Consider the following 16,235-nt stretch of genomic DNA (forward strand, 5'->3'; position numbering starts at 1 on the left):
AGAAAGCCTAGCGAAAGTTGGGCTTTTTTTGTATCAACACGTTAAATACTACTGTTGTCATGCCACGAGAATTCCAATTTCAAGTCACACCCGAAGTAGCAGCTCAAGAAGAGTTGTTAAAGCAACATGTAGCTAAGCTATTTCATGTTTCTCCTAAAGAAATTCAAAAGGTAAACGTGTTAAAGCGTTCCATTGATGCACGTCAAAAAAGCATCAAAATCAATATTAAGGCTTTGGTGTATTTGATAGGCGAAGATTATTATGACACTACTATTGAATTGCCAGATTATCCCAATGTAGAAAATGCACAAGAAGTAATTGTGGTTGGCGCAGGTCCTGCCGGATTGTTCGCTGCTTTACAATTAATCGAAAAAGGATTAAAACCTATCGTTTTAGAACGCGGTAAAGATGTTCGAGGCCGTCGTCGTGACTTAAAAGCAATTAACAGAGATCAAATTGTAAATCCTGATTCCAATTATTGTTTTGGCGAAGGAGGTGCAGGTACTTATTCTGATGGGAAGTTATATACGCGTTCCAAAAAAAGAGGCGATGTAGATCGAATTCTTCAGTTATTGGTAGCTTATGGTGCTTCGGCTGAAATTTTAGTGGAAGCACATCCTCATATCGGAACCAATAAATTACCTCAGATTATTCAAGATATCCGCGAAAAAATCATTGCTCACGGTGGAAAGGTTTTGTTTGAAACTAGAGTGAATGACATCTTGATTAAAAATAATCAAGTACAAGGTGTGGTTACACAACAAGGTGATACCATTGAAGCGTCTAATATTATTTTGGCTACCGGGCATTCGGCTCGTGATATTTTTGAGTTGTTGTATCAAAAAGGGGTTGAAATTGAAGCTAAACCTTTTGCGTTAGGAGTTCGTGCCGAGCATCCGCAAACATTGATTGATAGCATTCAGTATTCTTGCGATTTTAGAGGACAATATTTGCCTCCGGCTCCTTATTCGATTGTGAAGCAAGTAAACGGCCGAGGAATGTATTCCTTCTGTATGTGTCCGGGTGGTGTTATTGCGCCTTGTGCCACAGCAGATGGCGAAGTGGTTACTAATGGATGGTCGCCTTCTAAACGCGATCAGGCTACGGCTAATTCCGGAATTGTGGTGGAATTGCGGTTGGAAGATTTTAAACCGTTTGCTAAATTTGGTCCCTTAGCAGGAATGGAATTCCAAAAAGATATAGAACAACGCGCTTGGCGCTTGGCGGGGCAAACTCAAAAAGTTCCGGCTCAGCGAATGGTTGATTTTTCACAAAATAAAATTTCTGCTGAAATTCCGAAGACTTCTTATGTTCCGGGTACGACTTCAGTGGAATTGGGAGAAGTATTTCCGAGTTTCTTAACGCAAACCATGCGTCAAGGATTTCAGGAATTTGGAAAAAGCATGAGAGGTTATTTTACCAATGAAGCTATTTTGCATGCACCAGAGAGCAGAACGTCATCTCCAGTGCGTATTCCTAGAGATCCAATAACTTTGGAACACACACACATTAAAGGATTATATCCGTGTGGTGAAGGTGCGGGTTATGCCGGAGGAATTATTTCAGCGGCTATTGATGGTGAAAAATGTGCGCTAAAAATTGCCGAAAGTCTTAAGAAATAAGATTCAACTGCAAGTAGGCTTTTCCTAAAAAGTCAATAATATCAGAAGCAATTAAACTTTCCTGACTTTTTTCTTTAGCTGCTAAATCGCCTGCTAAACCATGTAGATAAACGCCTAAAAGACAACTCTCTTTAGCCGTGTATCCTTGTGCTAAGAGTCCGGTTAAAATTCCCGTAAGCACGTCGCCACTTCCAGCAGTTGCCATTCCCGGATTTCCGCTACTGTTGAAATACAATGTTCCATCGGGACAAAAAATACACGTATAGGCGCCTTTTAAAACAACGTAAATTTTGAATTGGTCCACCAATTTTAAAACTTTTTCTATTTTTTCGGTGTCGTTTTTCCAAGAACCAATCCAGCGCGATAATTCTTTAGGATGAGGTGTTAGAATGCTATTTATTGGAATTGATTTTTGCAATTCCTGATTTTCGGCTAATAAGTTCAAAGCATCGGCATCTAAAACCAAAGGTTTATCGCAATAGTAAAGTAAATGCTTGAGTGTTTCTAAAGTTTCGGGCGCTTTGCCTATTCCTGGACCAATTCCTACTGCTTCAAAATGGGTTTCAATAGTTCCGGCAATAGTGTTTTCGTCAGCACTAAACAACGTCATAATTTCGGGGTTTGCTATTTGTAAGACATTGTTTCCGATTTTTGGAATAAAAGCTGTAACCAATCCGCTTCCGCTTTTTAAACAGGCTTTGCTTGACAAAATGGCGGCCCCCATTTTTCCTAAACTTCCGGCAATGATTAAAGCATGACCATTGGTTCCTTTGTGTACAAATTTAGGTTTAGGTTTGTAAATGGCTTTGCAATCACTGAAAGTCGTAAAATGATAATTTGTTTCTTGTTGGTTAATACTTTCTTTTAGTAAACCAATGGGTAAAATAACTACTTCTCCACTTTTGGTTTGGTTATCAGGTAAGAGTAAAGCTAATTTTTGTAACTCAAAAGTCAACGTATAATCAGCATTAATAATAGTATCGTATGTATTGTTACTGTTATCATTGGCAAAAAGACCGCTGGGTAGATCAATGCTGATCGTTTTATGATGTAAAGAGTTTATAGACTTAACTAATGCAGCTTCAAAACCTGCTAATGGTCGGTTTAATCCGTAGCCTAAAAGTGCGTCAATAATAATGGAATTTTCATTGAACTGAAAATTAAAGTCAGTGTTTTTTTCGAGTGTAACAGTTCGTCCTTTATTGTCTTGCCAAAGTTCTAAGTTTGATTCAAAATCTTCTGAATAGCTATCACTTTTTTTGATGTAAACGGTAACCGGATATAGTTTTTGTTTTAGGATTCGAGCAATAGCCAAACCATCACCGCCGTTATTTCCTGTTCCGCAAAAAACATGAAAATCATAACGATTATCAAAATGAGCCATTATCCATTTGCTGCATTCTTCCGCCGCTTTTTCCATTAAATCAATGGACGAAATAGGTTTGTTCTGAATAGTGAAAGCATCAACGACTTTCATTTGTTGTGCATTTATGATTTTCATTCTTCAATAAAGGATTTAATTTTGTTTTTATCACCTACAATCCAAACGACATCATCTTCATGTAAAATATAACTCGATTTAGGGTTGAGCATACGATGTCCTTTGTGTTCTACACCAACAATAATTCCATTTGTTTTTTCTCTAATTAAAGAATCTTTAATGGTTTTACCACAAAAAGCAGTATTTTTCAAATCTAATTTCCATAGTACAATTTCCATATTTGAATTATCCGTAGAAATCAGATGTGTTTCCAAATATTTTTTGAATTCATTTACTTGTGAATCGGTTCCAATGACATGCAATTCGTCTTTAGGGTAAATTCTTTCTGTTTTTTCCGGAATATAGAATGTCCTTGTATCTCTTTTGATAAAAGCAATATTGATTCCGAATTTTTCTCTGATTTTCAGATCTTCAATAGTATGTCCGGTAAAAGTAGAATCACTTGGAACTACAAAAGAAGCAATATGTCCGTCCCAAGGCGTTAAGTTCTGACGTTCCATTTTTGGTTTTTGTTCTTTTTCTTCTTCCTTAAAATTCTTTAAGAAATGATTCTCCAATCGATAATACAACTGATTGATTTGTTTCGTGTAAGTAATGTATATAAAGATAGCCAAAAAGAACATGATAATCCCTAAAAATGGCGAAATGATTTTGTTCAGCATAAAACCAATCAAGAATACGGAAAGTAAAATTCGGGCAATAAACATAATGATGATTGCACCTCTGTATTTTCGTTCTTGAATCAAAGTTTGAACAGCTTCTTTATTTACACGTTTTAGGGAAATAGCCCATAAAAAAGGAAGCAAAACCAATAAAGTGGCTATGGCAGTAATCACCGAACTAAAAGGAAGTTTAAGTTCTTCGGCAAAAGGCAATAAATAAATTCGCGATAATAAAATAATGGCAACCACTAGAACCGTGTTAATGGCTACTTGTCGTGCGTAGTCAATAATGTAAGATCTCCAAAGACTAGTTGGTTTTATGGCTTGGGTGTTGGCACTATAGCGTTCAATTTGTTTAACCCATTTTTTAGGAAGTTTATCTTCGACAAAACCTGCAAATGGCGTGGAGAATTTAATCATGTAAGGCGTTGTAAAGGTTGTTACCGCTGAAACCGCCACCACAACCGGATATAAAAAGTCTTGTGTTACTTTAAGAGATAATCCCAAAGTAGCAATGATAAACGAAAATTCACCAATTTGTGACAAACTCATTCCGGCTTGAATGGATTGTTTTAACGGTTGGCCAGATAACAATGAACCAATGGTAGAACTTATCGACTGACCAAAGATGGTAACCAATGTTAGAATGATAACCGGAACATAATACGTGACCAAAGTTTGTGGATTGATTAACATTCCTACCGATACAAAGAAAATAGCACCAAACAGATCTTTTACGGGTTTGATTAATTTTTCAATGTGTTCGGATTCGGTAGTTTCTGCAATAATAGACCCCATGATAAAAGCTCCTAATCCCGGAGAAAACCCTGCGTTTGCTGCAAAAATAACCATCAATAAACATAAAGCGATAGAAATAATCAGTAGCATTTCATCAGTAAGTAAGCTTTTAGCTTTATTGAGAAAACTGGGAATAAAAAAGATACCTAAAATGAACCATAGTATTAAAAAGAAGAACAATTTGAAAATAGCAAAAACTAATTCGCTGCCCGAAAATTGGCTACTTACCGCAATGGTAGAAAGTAAAACCATCATCAAAATGGCTAAAATATCTTGAACAATAAGTGAACCAATTACATTTCCCGCAAATTTTTGACTTTTCACGCCTAACTCTTCAAAAGCTTTTAAAATAATTGTAGTGGACGAAATGGATAAAATAACGCCTAAAAAGATGCTGTCCATATTCGTCCAACCCATCAATTGCCCTACAGTATACCCCAAAACTAACATGCAGATAATTTGTGTCAGCGCAGTAATAGAAGCAGTTCCGCCCACTTTTGTGAGTTTTTTAAAACTGAATTCTAAACCTAAACTGAATAGTAAAAAAATAACGCCGATTTCTGCCCAGATGGAAACATCATGTGTTTTTTCAACAGTAGGAAAAAAATCAAAATTATTACCTGCTAAAAATCCGGCAACCAAATAACCAAGAACTAATGGTTGTTTCAATTTTTTAAAAATAATTACCGCGATACTGGCTGTAATTAAGATCAAACCAAGGTCAGTGATAAGTCCGGGTAAATGAATTGTGTTTTGAGATAAAGCGAATATTGGCATATAGTTAATTTTTCCCCCAAATTAATCAAAGATTAGTAACCGAACAAACCACATTTTCCTTTCCCGTCAATTTTATGAAAAGATTATGAAAAAAGGAAGTTGGGAACCATTGAAAAGTTTTTTTATCGGTTTATATTCTTAAATTTGTAATTCTTGAAAACTATGGATTAATTTTTCAAAAGCATGAAAGAAGAAAAAGTAATATTGGTAGACCATAATGATGAACCCATTGGTCTTATGGAAAAAATAGAAGCACACAGAAGTGCTTTGTTGCATAGAGCTTTTTCGGTTTTTATTTTAAACGATAAAAATGAAGTAATGCTTCAGCAAAGAGCTAAATCAAAATACCATTCCCCATTGTTGTGGACCAATACGTGTTGCAGTCATCAACGCCCGGGCGAATCAAATATTTTAGCCGGAAAAAGAAGACTTAAAGAAGAAATGGGATTTGAAGTAGAGTTAAAAGAACTTTTTCATTTTATTTATAAAGCGCCTTTTGATAACGGTTTAACGGAACATGAATTGGATCATGTGATGTTGGGAAGATTTAACGGGGAACCCGAAATTAATCCGGAAGAAGTTGAAAGTTGGAAATGGATGGCAATAGATGCCATTAAAAACGATTTGCAACAACATCCTGAAAATTATACCGTTTGGTTTAAAATCATTTTTGATGAATTTTATCATCATTTAGAAAGTCATAAAGTTTAAAAATTAAAAACGATGAGAGCTACTGTTTCCCGAAAAGCCCATTTTAATGCTGCCCATCGTTTGTTTCGTAGCGATTGGTCTATGGAAAAAAACGAATTGATTTTTGGGAAATGCAATAACCCTAATTTTCACGGGCATAATTACGAATTGATTGTAAGTGTTACCGGAGCTATTGATCCTGAAACAGGATTTGTAATAGATATTAAAATTTTAGCGGATTTGATTAAAGAATATATTGAAGAAGCTTTCGACCATAAAAACTTAAATTTAGATGTAGAGGAATTCAAAAATCTTAATCCTACAGCAGAAAATATTGCCGTAGTTATTTGGAATAAGCTGAGAATGTTAATCAGTCCCGATAAAGGTTTGGAAGTAACACTCTACGAAACCCCAAGAAATTTTGTAACTTATAAAGGAGAATAATGAAGTTTTATCCTATTCAATTTGAAACTATTTTAAAAGAAAGAATTTGGGGCGGAACCAAATTAAAAGATTATCTGAACAAACCCATTAGTTCTGAAATTACAGGAGAAAGCTGGGAGATTTCAACCGTTCCGGGCGATATAAGTGTAGTAGCTAACGGAGCATTGAAGGGAAAAAATGTAAACGAGATTATTGCTGAGTTTCCCAACGAAATATTAGGCGAAAGCGTTTTGGCTAATTTCGGTCAGCAATTTCCTTTATTGTTTAAGTTCATTGATGCCAAAGAAGATTTATCTATTCAGTTGCATCCCAATGATGAATTGGCTAAAAAACGTCACAATTCGTTCGGAAAAACTGAAATGTGGTATGTGATGCAGGCGGAAGAACAATCGCGTTTAGTAGTCGGCTTTACCAAAGAAAGCAATCAAGAAGAATATGTTCAACATTTGGAGAATAATTCTTTGTTAGAGTTACTAGAAGAAATCCCGGTAAAAGTTGGCGATGTTTTCTTTTTGGAGACAGGAACCATTCATGCTATCGGAGCCGGAGTTTTGATCGCAGAAATTCAACAAACCAGTGATATTACCTATCGTTTGTACGATTGGGATAGAGTAGATGCCGAAGGAAAATCAAGAGAATTACATACTGAATTAGCTTTGGAAGCCATCAATTACCAAGTAACGCCTTCTAAAATTGATTATGAAGTAAAAGAAAACCAATCGGTGGAATTAGTACATTGTCCTTATTTTAATACCGATGTTTTATCAGTTAGCGGAATAGTAAATTGGAAATCTCATGAAGGATCTTTTACAGTTTTTATGTGTGCTGATGGCGAAGTAACTTTTCTAGTAGAAGGTGAAAGTTATGCATACAAAAAAGGAGATACAGTTTTAATTCCGGCTGAAATTTCTTCAATTACGATAGAAGGGAAAGCAACTTTATTAGAAATTTTTCTGTAAATCAGCTTTGTAAAAGATATTTACTTAATTTTGCATAAATTTTTAAACCAAGAAATAATGGCAAGCGTTAAAAACTTGAAAAAAGAAATCAACTACGTTTTAGGAGATTTAGTAAACATCGTTTATGTGTGGGAAATGACAAATGGTGGAAAACCTACAGAAGCTACTGATGCTATTGTAGATGGTATCTATGACCAATACGATGAATTCCTTACTAAAATCAACAATAAGAAAGTTGAAAATAAAAAAGCGCATTACAAACAAATTCGTAAAGAATATGAGGATGCTGCAAATCAAATAGTTGCAAAAATTAACGATTTGAACTAAAAAAAAGTATAAAAAAATCGCGTTTTTTCTTTGCAAATGTCAAAATCCGTTTTATATTTGCACCGCAATAAAGCTAACGGGACACTTAGAAAAACGTGGTTTTAAATGCCGGTGTAGCTCAGCTGGCTAGAGCAGCTGATTTGTAATCAGCAGGTCGTGGGTTCGAGTCCCTCCATCGGCTCTTAAAAAGAGAAAACTTGAAAAAGTCTTCTCTTTTTTTTTGGAATATAGCGAACGAGAAGTTTATCCCGAGCGAAGTCTCTCATCGGCTCAAAAAAAGGAAAGCATTTGCTTTCCTTTTTTTATGGATATAATTTTAGAAAGCACAAACTAGTAAAAGTAGTTTGTGCTTTTTTATTTTATAAACCGGCTTCTACTAATTCTCTGTTGATAAAAGCAATTTCTTCTGCCGAAAGTTTAATATGTATTGCTTTAGCATTCTGAATAGACTGCTCTGCATTTCTGGCTCCGGCTAATGCAATTGTAATTCCCGGACGTTCTATTGTCCAACGTAAAACCAATTGCGCTAAACTTGCTCCTTTGTCATCGGCTAAAGGTTTAATTTTGGCTAAAAAAGCATTCGTTTTAGTAATGCTATCATCAGTGAAGAATTTATTTTGCGCTCTGTGATCGCCTTCTTGGAATTGGTAACCCGGTTTCATTTTTCCGGTAAGTAAACCTCTTTCTAACGGACTATAAGCTAAAACCGATTTTTTATTTTCGATACAATAGGGAACCGTTTCATTTTCTACCTCACGATTTACCATGCTAAACGGAATTTGATTGGACGCCAATTTAACAGCCTTTTCAGCTTCCGCCATTTGTGCAGCACTGTAATTACAAACACCGGCATAACGAACTTTTCCTTGTTCAATTAAACGTTCCACAGCTTCAAAGGTTTCTACGATTGGTGTAGTACTTTCCGGCCAATGGATTTGGTATAAATCAATATAGTCGGTTCCTAATCTTTTTAAACTGTCTTCACATTCTTTAATAACACTTTCTTTTCCTGCATATTTGTAAATATCAATTGGTTCGCCATTATTTTTTTGGCTTTTAAAAGAAAAATCGCCTTTGGCTGAATCCCAACGCATACCAAATTTGGTTAAGATTTGTACTTTATCACGCGCGATTCCTTTTATGGCTTCGCCTACAATTTCTTCGCTGGTTCCTTGACCATAAATAGGAGCGGTGTCAATAGAAGTTACGCCTAAGTCATACGCTGCCTGAATCGCTTCTACAGCGTCTTTATGTTCGGTTTTCCCCCACATCCATCCTCCGGCAGCCCAAGCGCCAAAAGTAATTGCTGAAACAGCTAAATCTGTTTCTCCAAGTTTTCTAAATTCCATAGTTTTTAAATTATCAATTGATTTTTAAAAGAAACTTTTGCTCATTAAGAGCGATGCTGTAAAAGAGTAGTTTTCCAAATTTACGAAGAAATAAAAAAGAGGCAAAAGCCTCTTTTAATTATTGTTCTGATTTTTTTCGATCTTCAATATGTTCTTTAAAAATTTTACCATATTTTGATTCGGCTACTTTAGGGGTCAATTTTTTAGCCACAGTATCTAAATAAGGTATGGCAATATCTGAAATTTCAGTTAACATCAAATAAGGAGCAATTTCATAATCGCCATGAGTTGCCGCAAAATTGGCTACATAACGATATTTTCTAATCAATAATTTTTGATAGGCTTCGTCAATACTATCTTGTGTTTTTTGATTGAAGTTAATCTCGTTTTGTAATCTTTTGGTAACCAACTCTAAATTCATATCTGTAAATTTAGAATTAAGAGAATCAAATTTTTTCCACAAATCGTGATTTTTTGAACCTTTAACTTGAGCACTTCTATAGAATTCTTTTAAAGAAGTATTAATGGTGATATCGCCGGGTTCTGCAAAAATAGGTAAGCTGTTGTCAATAGAATTGGTTTTACCTCTGTCTAAAAATAAATAAATTACTTCCGGAGAATCTAAATCGAAAGCCGTATCAAAGTTTGAATTTCCTTTAAAAATGATACTGTCTATTGTAACCAATGTAGTATCTTGAAGTTTTTTGATGTATAATTTTCCTTGGCTTAAGCCTTTGATATCACCTGAAAGATGAACATTTCCTTGAGGTGTTTCCTTATTACAAGCTGCAAAAGCCAATAAACCTAATCCGAAAAGAATAACTTTTTTCATAAATGAGTATAACAAATTATTGAGGTGATACAATTTCCATTAAATAGGTGCAAATAATTGCGCCATACGTTCCGGCAATATAACCGAAAATAGCTAATAAAACACCAACACTCGCTAGTGAAGGATGAAAAGCAGATGCCACAACGGGCGCTGAAGCGGCTCCACCAACATTGGCTTGACTTCCTACGGCTATAAAGAAATAAGGTGCTTTAATGATTTTGGCAACCAAAAATATGATAATAAAATGAATTAACATCCATATAAGACCAACCATAATTAATCCCGGATTTTCTAAAACGGCAAATAAATCCATCTTCATTCCGATAGAAGCTACTAAAATGTAAATAAATACACTTCCTATTTTGCTGGCTCCGGCTCCTTCGTATTGTTTCAAAGGGGTGAATGATAAAGCAATTCCCAGAAAGGTAGCAATGGTAATCATCCAAAAGAAGGTTTCGCCAAAGGTTGAAGCAAAGCTTTTAGGATCGCGAACAATTTCAAAATTGGTACTAAAAAAATCAGCGAAAACTTTTGCTCCCCAATGTGATAAACCAACAGCAGTAAATGCAATAGCAGCAATAATCATATAATCGGTTAACGTTGGGTTTCGTTTCACACTTTCCTGATAGCTGGAAACTTTATCTTGTAATTCTTGTATGGAAGAATTATCAGCTTTTAGCCATTTGTTGATGCTATCTTTTTTACCGATTCCATACAATAACGCTGCCATCCCAATATTAGCTACTACAATGTCAACTAATACCATGGCACCATATTTTTGCTGGTTGTATTTAAAAATTTCTAACATAGCGGCTTGGTTAGCACCACCACCAATCCAACTTCCGGCTAGGGTTGATAATCCTCTCCAGACGGCATCGAAACCTTGACCACCAACGGTTTCCGGTGAAAAGATAGAAACGATTAAAATGGCTATTGGTCCACCTAAAATGATACCTAAAGTTCCGGCTAAAAAGATGACAAGTGCTTTTGGACCTAAGTTTAGTAAAGCTTTTAAATCAATGCTAATGGTCATCAAAACTAAGGCAGCAGGCAGTAAATAGCGACTGGCTACATAATATATTTTGGAACTATTGGTTACTGCTTTGCCTTGAGCATCGAGTTCTGTCCATTCAGGTGAAATGATATGAAAAGAACTGAAAACAGCGGGCAAAAGGTAACACAATAATAATGCTGGAACAATACTATAGAACTTTTTCCATCCGCCTGTTTCTTTGGAAGAAGTATAAAAAACTAATCCGATTAAGAACATCAGGATTCCAAAAACAATAGTATCGTCAGTAAAAAACGGTGGATTATGCATTTTATTTATTTTGACACAAATAAAAGAAAAAATCCTCAAAGTACTCAGTACTTTGAGGATTTATATGATTGTAGGTGTTTTGAATTTATCCTTTTAACCAAGCTTCGCGTAAAGCGGCTTTGCTCTCATCAGTAATCTGGTACCCTTCTTTAGTTTCTTTTGGCATTACTACTTTACCTTTTAAGATTTGCTCTTTACCATCTCTCTTAATTGTTACAGTAATATCATCACCATCTTTCCAAGACATGCTCCCTAATACTAAATCATAAACATTATCTAAATTATAATCTTTTCCATTGATATTCTTGATAATGTCGTCATTTTTGATTCCTAGAGAAGTCATGAATATATTTAGTTCAACACTTGGTAAAATTTTGATTTCTTTTGTTGAAGGATCAATCGTGATGTAAGGCATCTGTCCTTTTAAGAATGGATTCCCGGGAACTTCTAATTTAGCCTCGGTAACGCCCATTTTTGCGAAGTATTCTTCGTAAGAAATTGGAGTTTCTCCGGCAACATATTTGTTCAAGAAAGCACCTACTTCAGGATAGGTTAATGAAGTGATTTTGTTAAACAATTCGTCGTCTTTGAATGCTTTTGTTGTTCCGTATTCTTTAGATAATTTGTTCATTAAATCTAAGATTCCTCTTTCGCCATTGCTTTTTTCGCGGATGATAATATCAACGCACATAGCAATTAAAGCACCTTTTTGGTACACATTAATGTATTGATCTTTGTAAGGTTGATCGAAAACGTTTTTACTCATTTTAGTAAAACTCATTTTGTCATTCATTCGTTTTGACTGAATGATTTTTTCAGACATTCTTTCGAAGAATTCATCTTCTGAAATTAAGTTTTGATTGACTTGGAATAAGTTAGCAAAATATTCAGTCACACCTTCGTACATCCATAAGTGTTCAGACATTTGAGGATTGTTGAAATCAAAATATTGGATTTCGTTTGAGTGAACGGTTAAAGGTGTTACGATGTGGAAAAATTCGTGAGAAACAACATCTTTTAACTGTTCTTGTAGCATTTCTAATCCCATCATTTCCGGCATTACTACAGTAGTAGAAGTAGGGTGTTCCAATGCTCCAAAACCTTTAGCGTCATTTGCTCCAACATCTGATAAGTATAATAAGATGGCATACTTCTTAGTTGTATTCATTTGGCCTAAAAAACGTTTTTGTGCTTTCATCATGGTTTCCATGTTAGGCGTAATGTCTTTTGCTGTGTATTTTCCTGTTGGAGAATACACACTGATGATGATTTGCATATCATCTACCATGAATTCTGTGAAATCAGGTTTTGAATACATGATAGGATTTTCTACTAAACTGGCATAACGTGTAGTGTAGAAAACATCAACAGTATCACTGACATCAGAATCATTCATTGCGGAAACACCTAGTAAATTAGCAGGGTGTTGCACCGTTAATTTGTATGGAGTTTCAGTATTTGTATCGAAATAACCGATAAAGCCGTGTGTGTTTAACATGAAGTTTTCTCCGGCTTTGATGTTAGTTCCTGCGGGAGAAAAAACGTCTTCGCTTTCGCCGGAAAAATGACCTCCTGTTTCGGTGTCAAAAGTATCATTTACCCAATACGTTACTTTTGCTAATTTTTTGGCATCAGAAATTGTATATGAGTTTTCATCAATTTTAGCAGCTGAAAGGCTGTTTCCTTTAGCATCGTAAGCTTTAAAACCTTCAATGAATCGCCCATAATCATCTTCAGAATACGTTCCCGGAACGGTTTTAGGAATATGGAAAGTTACTTTATCTGTTGTAATGGTAGGCGCAATAGTTGTAACCATCACTTTATCATCTTTTACATTGACAAGGTCAATAGTAACGTCCACTTCATTTTTAGCAGTCGGTTGAGCTGTTTTACAACTCCATAAAAAACTTACCAATGCTAGTGTAAGAATTATTTTTTTCATTATTAAATTTTATTTGGTTTCTATAAGTAGCTTAAAGATAAAAAATGTTACAAAATAGAATAAAAAAACTCCTCTATAGGAGGAGTTTTTGTTTGGTTTTAATCAAACTTATTTTTAAAATAATATTTGCTGTCTAAATCGTCATCTTCTATGTCATTAAATCGTTGAGGTTTTGGTTTTGGTTTACTGCCTGCCGCCTTTTTTTTCCACAATTCAAAATTTTCTTTTGAAAGTTTTTTCCGCATCAATTCTGTTACGTCGCTTTCCACAACACCGAATTCTTCCTTAATTGCTTCAAAAGGTTTCCTTTCCTCTTGTGCCATACTGACAATTCTTTCTATCGCTTCATTGTCAAGATCTGAAATCTGTCTTTTTTTCATTAGATGAAAAATTAATTCCTAAATTTTTTTTATTTGGTTATGTATGTCAATATTACTAAAAAAATAAATTGATTGTAAAGGATAATGTTGATTTTTTTTAAATTTAATGAATTTAATGTAAAAAGGACTTTTTTTAATAAATCATTAATAAATTGTTCGGAAAGTTAAATTTATTCTTGGTTTTTTGGATTTAGTAGATTTTGGAAGTTGATGCTTATAATACATCTGACTGCCTTCTTTCATTAGTAAAAGACTACCGTTTTCGATATTTAAATTTATTTTTTCAGATTTGTTGCTGTTATGCTTTATTTGAAATAATCTTTCTTCGCCTAAACTTACAGATGCAATTATCGGATTTGGTCCCAATTCTTTTTCGTTGTCAGCATGCCATCCATTACTATCATTTTCATTGCGATATAAATTCAATAAAACAGCATTAAATTGTAATTTCGTTTGTTTTTCAATTTCTTCTTTGATATATGTTAACGGAACGGTCCAAGGATGCGGATTCATAACAATATTTGAATAACCATAAGTTCTTCCGTTGTTTCCGTATAAAGCTGTTAAACGAGGTTGTTGATATATTTTTCCGAAAACAATAATATCATCTTGTTGCCAAGGTGTTTCCTTAAGTAAGATTTTAAATAATTGATTGGCACTCTCCTGATTAAAAAAATTAGGATGGTATTCAAAAACACCATCTTTTAGTGGAAGGGTTATTGCTGTTCTGTCAAATAGTTCCATTCTTGGAAGCGATTTTTTAATAAGAAGAAAGATAATAAAAAATCGAAATAAAAATACCTGTATTACAGGTATTTTTATTTCGAAAGAAATGATGTTTACGTAATGTAACTATTTTATTCGTTTGTTTGAAGTAAATTTTTGTAAATTAATCCACCTGCAATACCTCCTAAAATAGGGGCTAACCAAAATAACCAAACTTGAGCTAGAGGAGTTCCACCAACAAATAAAGCTTGAGAAAGTGAACGTGCAGGATTCACAGATGTGTTTGTTATAGGAATGCTAATTAAATGGATTAACGTTAATGCTAACCCAATGGCTACACCTGCAAATTTACCATTAGCGAATTTATCCGTAGCTCCCATAATTATAATTAAGAAAAATAGGGTTAGTACGAATTCCGCAATAAAAGCAGAAACCATTGAATATCCTTGTGGAGAAAACGAATCGTAGCCATTTGAAGCAAATGTTCCGGCTTGAGAAGCATCGATTGCAAAACCTTCTTTTCCTGATAAAATTAAAAATAAAACACCGGCCGCTGCAATTGCACCTAGACATTGAGAAATGATATAAGGAGCTAATTCTTTAACGGAATGTCTACCTCCGGCTAATAAACCAAAAGTAACAGCAGGATTAAAATGACCACCGGAAATGTGTCCGACTGCGTAGGCCATAGTTAGAACGGTTAGACCAAAAGCTAATGCTACTCCTGCAAAGCCAATCCCAAGTTCGGGAATGCCAGCAGCAAATAATGCGCTACCACAACCGCCAAAAACCAGCCAAAATGTTCCGAAAAATTCTGCAAAAAGTTTTTTCATAATTTTAGTTTTTATAATTAATATAATAAAAATACTAAAAAAATAAATTCCTTTTATTTTAAAATATTAAAAAATTAACAAAAAGAGTAATAAGTTTATTTTTTAGATTTGATATTGATAACTACAATTGCAGCTATAATAAGAAAAATTCCAAACCATTGCCAAATTTCAACTTTTTCATTTAGAATGAAATAAGCCATGGAAACAGAAACCGGAAGCTCTAAAGAAGAAATGATGCTTCCTAAACCAAGTCCGGTTTTTGGAAAGCCGGCATTCATTAAAATAGGAGGGATAATAGTGCCAAAAAGCGCTAAAAGAATTCCCCATTTAGTAAAGATTGCCCAATTGAAAGGTGTATGTTGAGTGATAAATGTAAATATCAAAACGACAATTGCTCCACCCCATAACATATAATAAGTACGTTTTAGGTTTGGCGTACCAACGGCTACTCTGTTTGCCGTAAACATAGTAGTTGTAAATGAAGCGGCAGCCAATAATCCCCAAATAATTCCTAATAAGCTAGGGAATTCTTGTAGATTATAAATTTTGGTAGCTAGCAAAGTTCCGGTTAAGACAATAATCACGGCTAATAAGGTTTTAGCAGACGGCTTTTTTTTATCTAAAATAGCTTCCAATAAAACACTCATCCATACGGTTTGCATGAGCAATACAATAGCAATAGAAACATTGATTTCTTTTACACATAAATAATAAAAAACACTAGTTAAGCCCAGAGAAGTTCCGGCAAGCATTAATTCTTTAATATCTTTTCGTGTAGTAGGATCTTTTTCTTTTTTCTTTTTAGAAAACAATAATAAAACTACAATCCCAAACAGACCATATATAAATTGGGACAACGTAACTTCAGCAGTAGTAAAGTTCTCTTTATACGCTAGTTTTACAAAAGTAGCAAGAAAACCATAGCTTATGGCGCCTATTCCAACTAATAGTATTCCTTTAAATATAGTATTTTTTGACATGTTCTGTTTTTTTAAGGGGCGCAAAGATAATAAATTTAGAATAGGAACTGTTTGAAAAGAATTCTTCTCATTTTGTATCAAAATAAGAATTG

Annotated in this window: 15 protein-coding genes and 1 tRNA gene; 6 read left to right on the top strand and 10 right to left on the bottom strand. The window is 34.5% G+C overall.

Annotated features, from left to right (window positions below; translation table 11 throughout):
* Positions 1 to 59 precede the first annotated feature (59 nt).
* Positions 60 to 1,622: an NAD(P)/FAD-dependent oxidoreductase gene (locus ACUSJC_RS02725; RefSeq protein WP_449268011.1), complete on the top strand. Its 1,563-nt coding sequence runs from the start codon at positions 60 to 62 to the stop codon at positions 1,620 to 1,622.
* Here ACUSJC_RS02725 and ACUSJC_RS02730 read toward each other — a convergent pair.
* Both ACUSJC_RS02730 and ACUSJC_RS02735 read right to left on the bottom strand, forming a co-directional pair.
* The gene (locus ACUSJC_RS02730) at positions 1,612 to 3,123 is read right to left on the bottom strand and encodes an NAD(P)H-hydrate dehydratase (protein WP_449268012.1); all 1,512 of its coding nucleotides are present in this window, start codon (positions 3,121 to 3,123) and stop codon (positions 1,612 to 1,614) included. The genes ACUSJC_RS02725 and ACUSJC_RS02730 overlap by 11 nt on opposite strands.
* Positions 3,120 to 5,360: a cation:proton antiporter domain-containing protein gene (locus ACUSJC_RS02735; RefSeq protein WP_449268013.1), complete on the bottom strand. Its 2,241-nt coding sequence runs from the start codon at positions 5,358 to 5,360 to the stop codon at positions 3,120 to 3,122. Before ACUSJC_RS02735 ends, ACUSJC_RS02730 begins: the two co-directional genes overlap by 4 nt.
* A 183-nt stretch (positions 5,361 to 5,543) precedes the next feature.
* On the opposite strand from ACUSJC_RS02735, the gene idi reads away from it, so the two are divergent.
* From idi to ACUSJC_RS02760, 5 genes are all read left to right on the top strand, one after another.
* The gene (idi, locus tag ACUSJC_RS02740; RefSeq protein ID WP_449268014.1) at positions 5,544 to 6,071 is read left to right on the top strand and encodes an isopentenyl-diphosphate Delta-isomerase; all 528 of its coding nucleotides are present in this window, start codon (positions 5,544 to 5,546) and stop codon (positions 6,069 to 6,071) included.
* Between the two features lie 12 nt (positions 6,072 to 6,083).
* Positions 6,084 to 6,494, top strand: a complete 411-nt coding sequence (locus ACUSJC_RS02745; RefSeq protein WP_449268015.1) for a 6-pyruvoyl trahydropterin synthase family protein — start codon at positions 6,084 to 6,086, stop codon at positions 6,492 to 6,494.
* Positions 6,494 to 7,453, top strand: coding sequence for a type I phosphomannose isomerase catalytic subunit (locus ACUSJC_RS02750; protein ID WP_449268016.1), 960 nt, complete (start codon positions 6,494 to 6,496; stop codon positions 7,451 to 7,453). Before ACUSJC_RS02745 ends, ACUSJC_RS02750 begins: the two co-directional genes overlap by 1 nt.
* Before the next feature lie 57 nt (positions 7,454 to 7,510).
* The gene (locus ACUSJC_RS02755; RefSeq protein WP_449268017.1) at positions 7,511 to 7,780 is read left to right on the top strand and encodes a hypothetical protein; all 270 of its coding nucleotides are present in this window, start codon (positions 7,511 to 7,513) and stop codon (positions 7,778 to 7,780) included.
* A gap of 107 nt (positions 7,781 to 7,887) precedes the next feature.
* Positions 7,888 to 7,961: transfer RNA gene (locus tag ACUSJC_RS02760), tRNA-Thr, on the top strand.
* Positions 7,962 to 8,139: 178 nt separating this feature from the next.
* Here ACUSJC_RS02760 and ACUSJC_RS02765 read toward each other — a convergent pair.
* The 8 genes from ACUSJC_RS02765 to ACUSJC_RS02800 all read right to left on the bottom strand — a co-directional run bounded on the left by ACUSJC_RS02765 (position 8,140) and on the right by ACUSJC_RS02800 (position 16,143).
* Positions 8,140 to 9,129, bottom strand: a complete 990-nt coding sequence (locus tag ACUSJC_RS02765; RefSeq protein ID WP_449268018.1) for an aldo/keto reductase — start codon at positions 9,127 to 9,129, stop codon at positions 8,140 to 8,142.
* A gap of 118 nt (positions 9,130 to 9,247) precedes the next feature.
* A complete protein-coding gene (locus tag ACUSJC_RS02770) occupies positions 9,248 to 9,961 on the bottom strand; it encodes a DUF4369 domain-containing protein (RefSeq protein WP_449268019.1) in 714 nt (237 codons plus the stop codon).
* Positions 9,962 to 9,977: 16 nt separating this feature from the next.
* Positions 9,978 to 11,282, bottom strand: coding sequence for a DUF819 family protein (locus ACUSJC_RS02775; RefSeq protein ID WP_449268020.1), 1,305 nt, complete (start codon positions 11,280 to 11,282; stop codon positions 9,978 to 9,980).
* 85 nt (positions 11,283 to 11,367) lie between these two features.
* Complete coding sequence (locus ACUSJC_RS02780) at positions 11,368 to 13,224, bottom strand: M61 family metallopeptidase (RefSeq protein ID WP_449268021.1); 1,857 nt, start codon at positions 13,222 to 13,224, stop codon at positions 11,368 to 11,370.
* 98 nt (positions 13,225 to 13,322) lie between these two features.
* Positions 13,323 to 13,604 (bottom strand): TIGR03643 family protein, encoded by a 282-nt coding sequence (locus ACUSJC_RS02785; RefSeq protein WP_449268022.1) that lies wholly within the window; start codon positions 13,602 to 13,604, stop codon positions 13,323 to 13,325.
* 144 nt (positions 13,605 to 13,748) lie between these two features.
* Complete coding sequence (locus ACUSJC_RS02790; RefSeq protein WP_449268023.1) at positions 13,749 to 14,348, bottom strand: alpha-ketoglutarate-dependent dioxygenase AlkB family protein; 600 nt, start codon at positions 14,346 to 14,348, stop codon at positions 13,749 to 13,751.
* Positions 14,349 to 14,461: 113 nt separating this feature from the next.
* On the bottom strand, positions 14,462 to 15,163 hold the full coding sequence (aqpZ, locus tag ACUSJC_RS02795; protein ID WP_449268024.1) for an aquaporin Z: 702 nt from the start codon (positions 15,161 to 15,163) through the stop codon (positions 14,462 to 14,464).
* Between the two features lie 95 nt (positions 15,164 to 15,258).
* On the bottom strand, positions 15,259 to 16,143 hold the full coding sequence (locus ACUSJC_RS02800) for a DMT family transporter (RefSeq protein ID WP_449268025.1): 885 nt from the start codon (positions 16,141 to 16,143) through the stop codon (positions 15,259 to 15,261).
* Positions 16,144 to 16,235: the final 92 nt, after the last annotated feature.

Source organism: Flavobacterium sp. U410 (assembly GCF_053570605.1).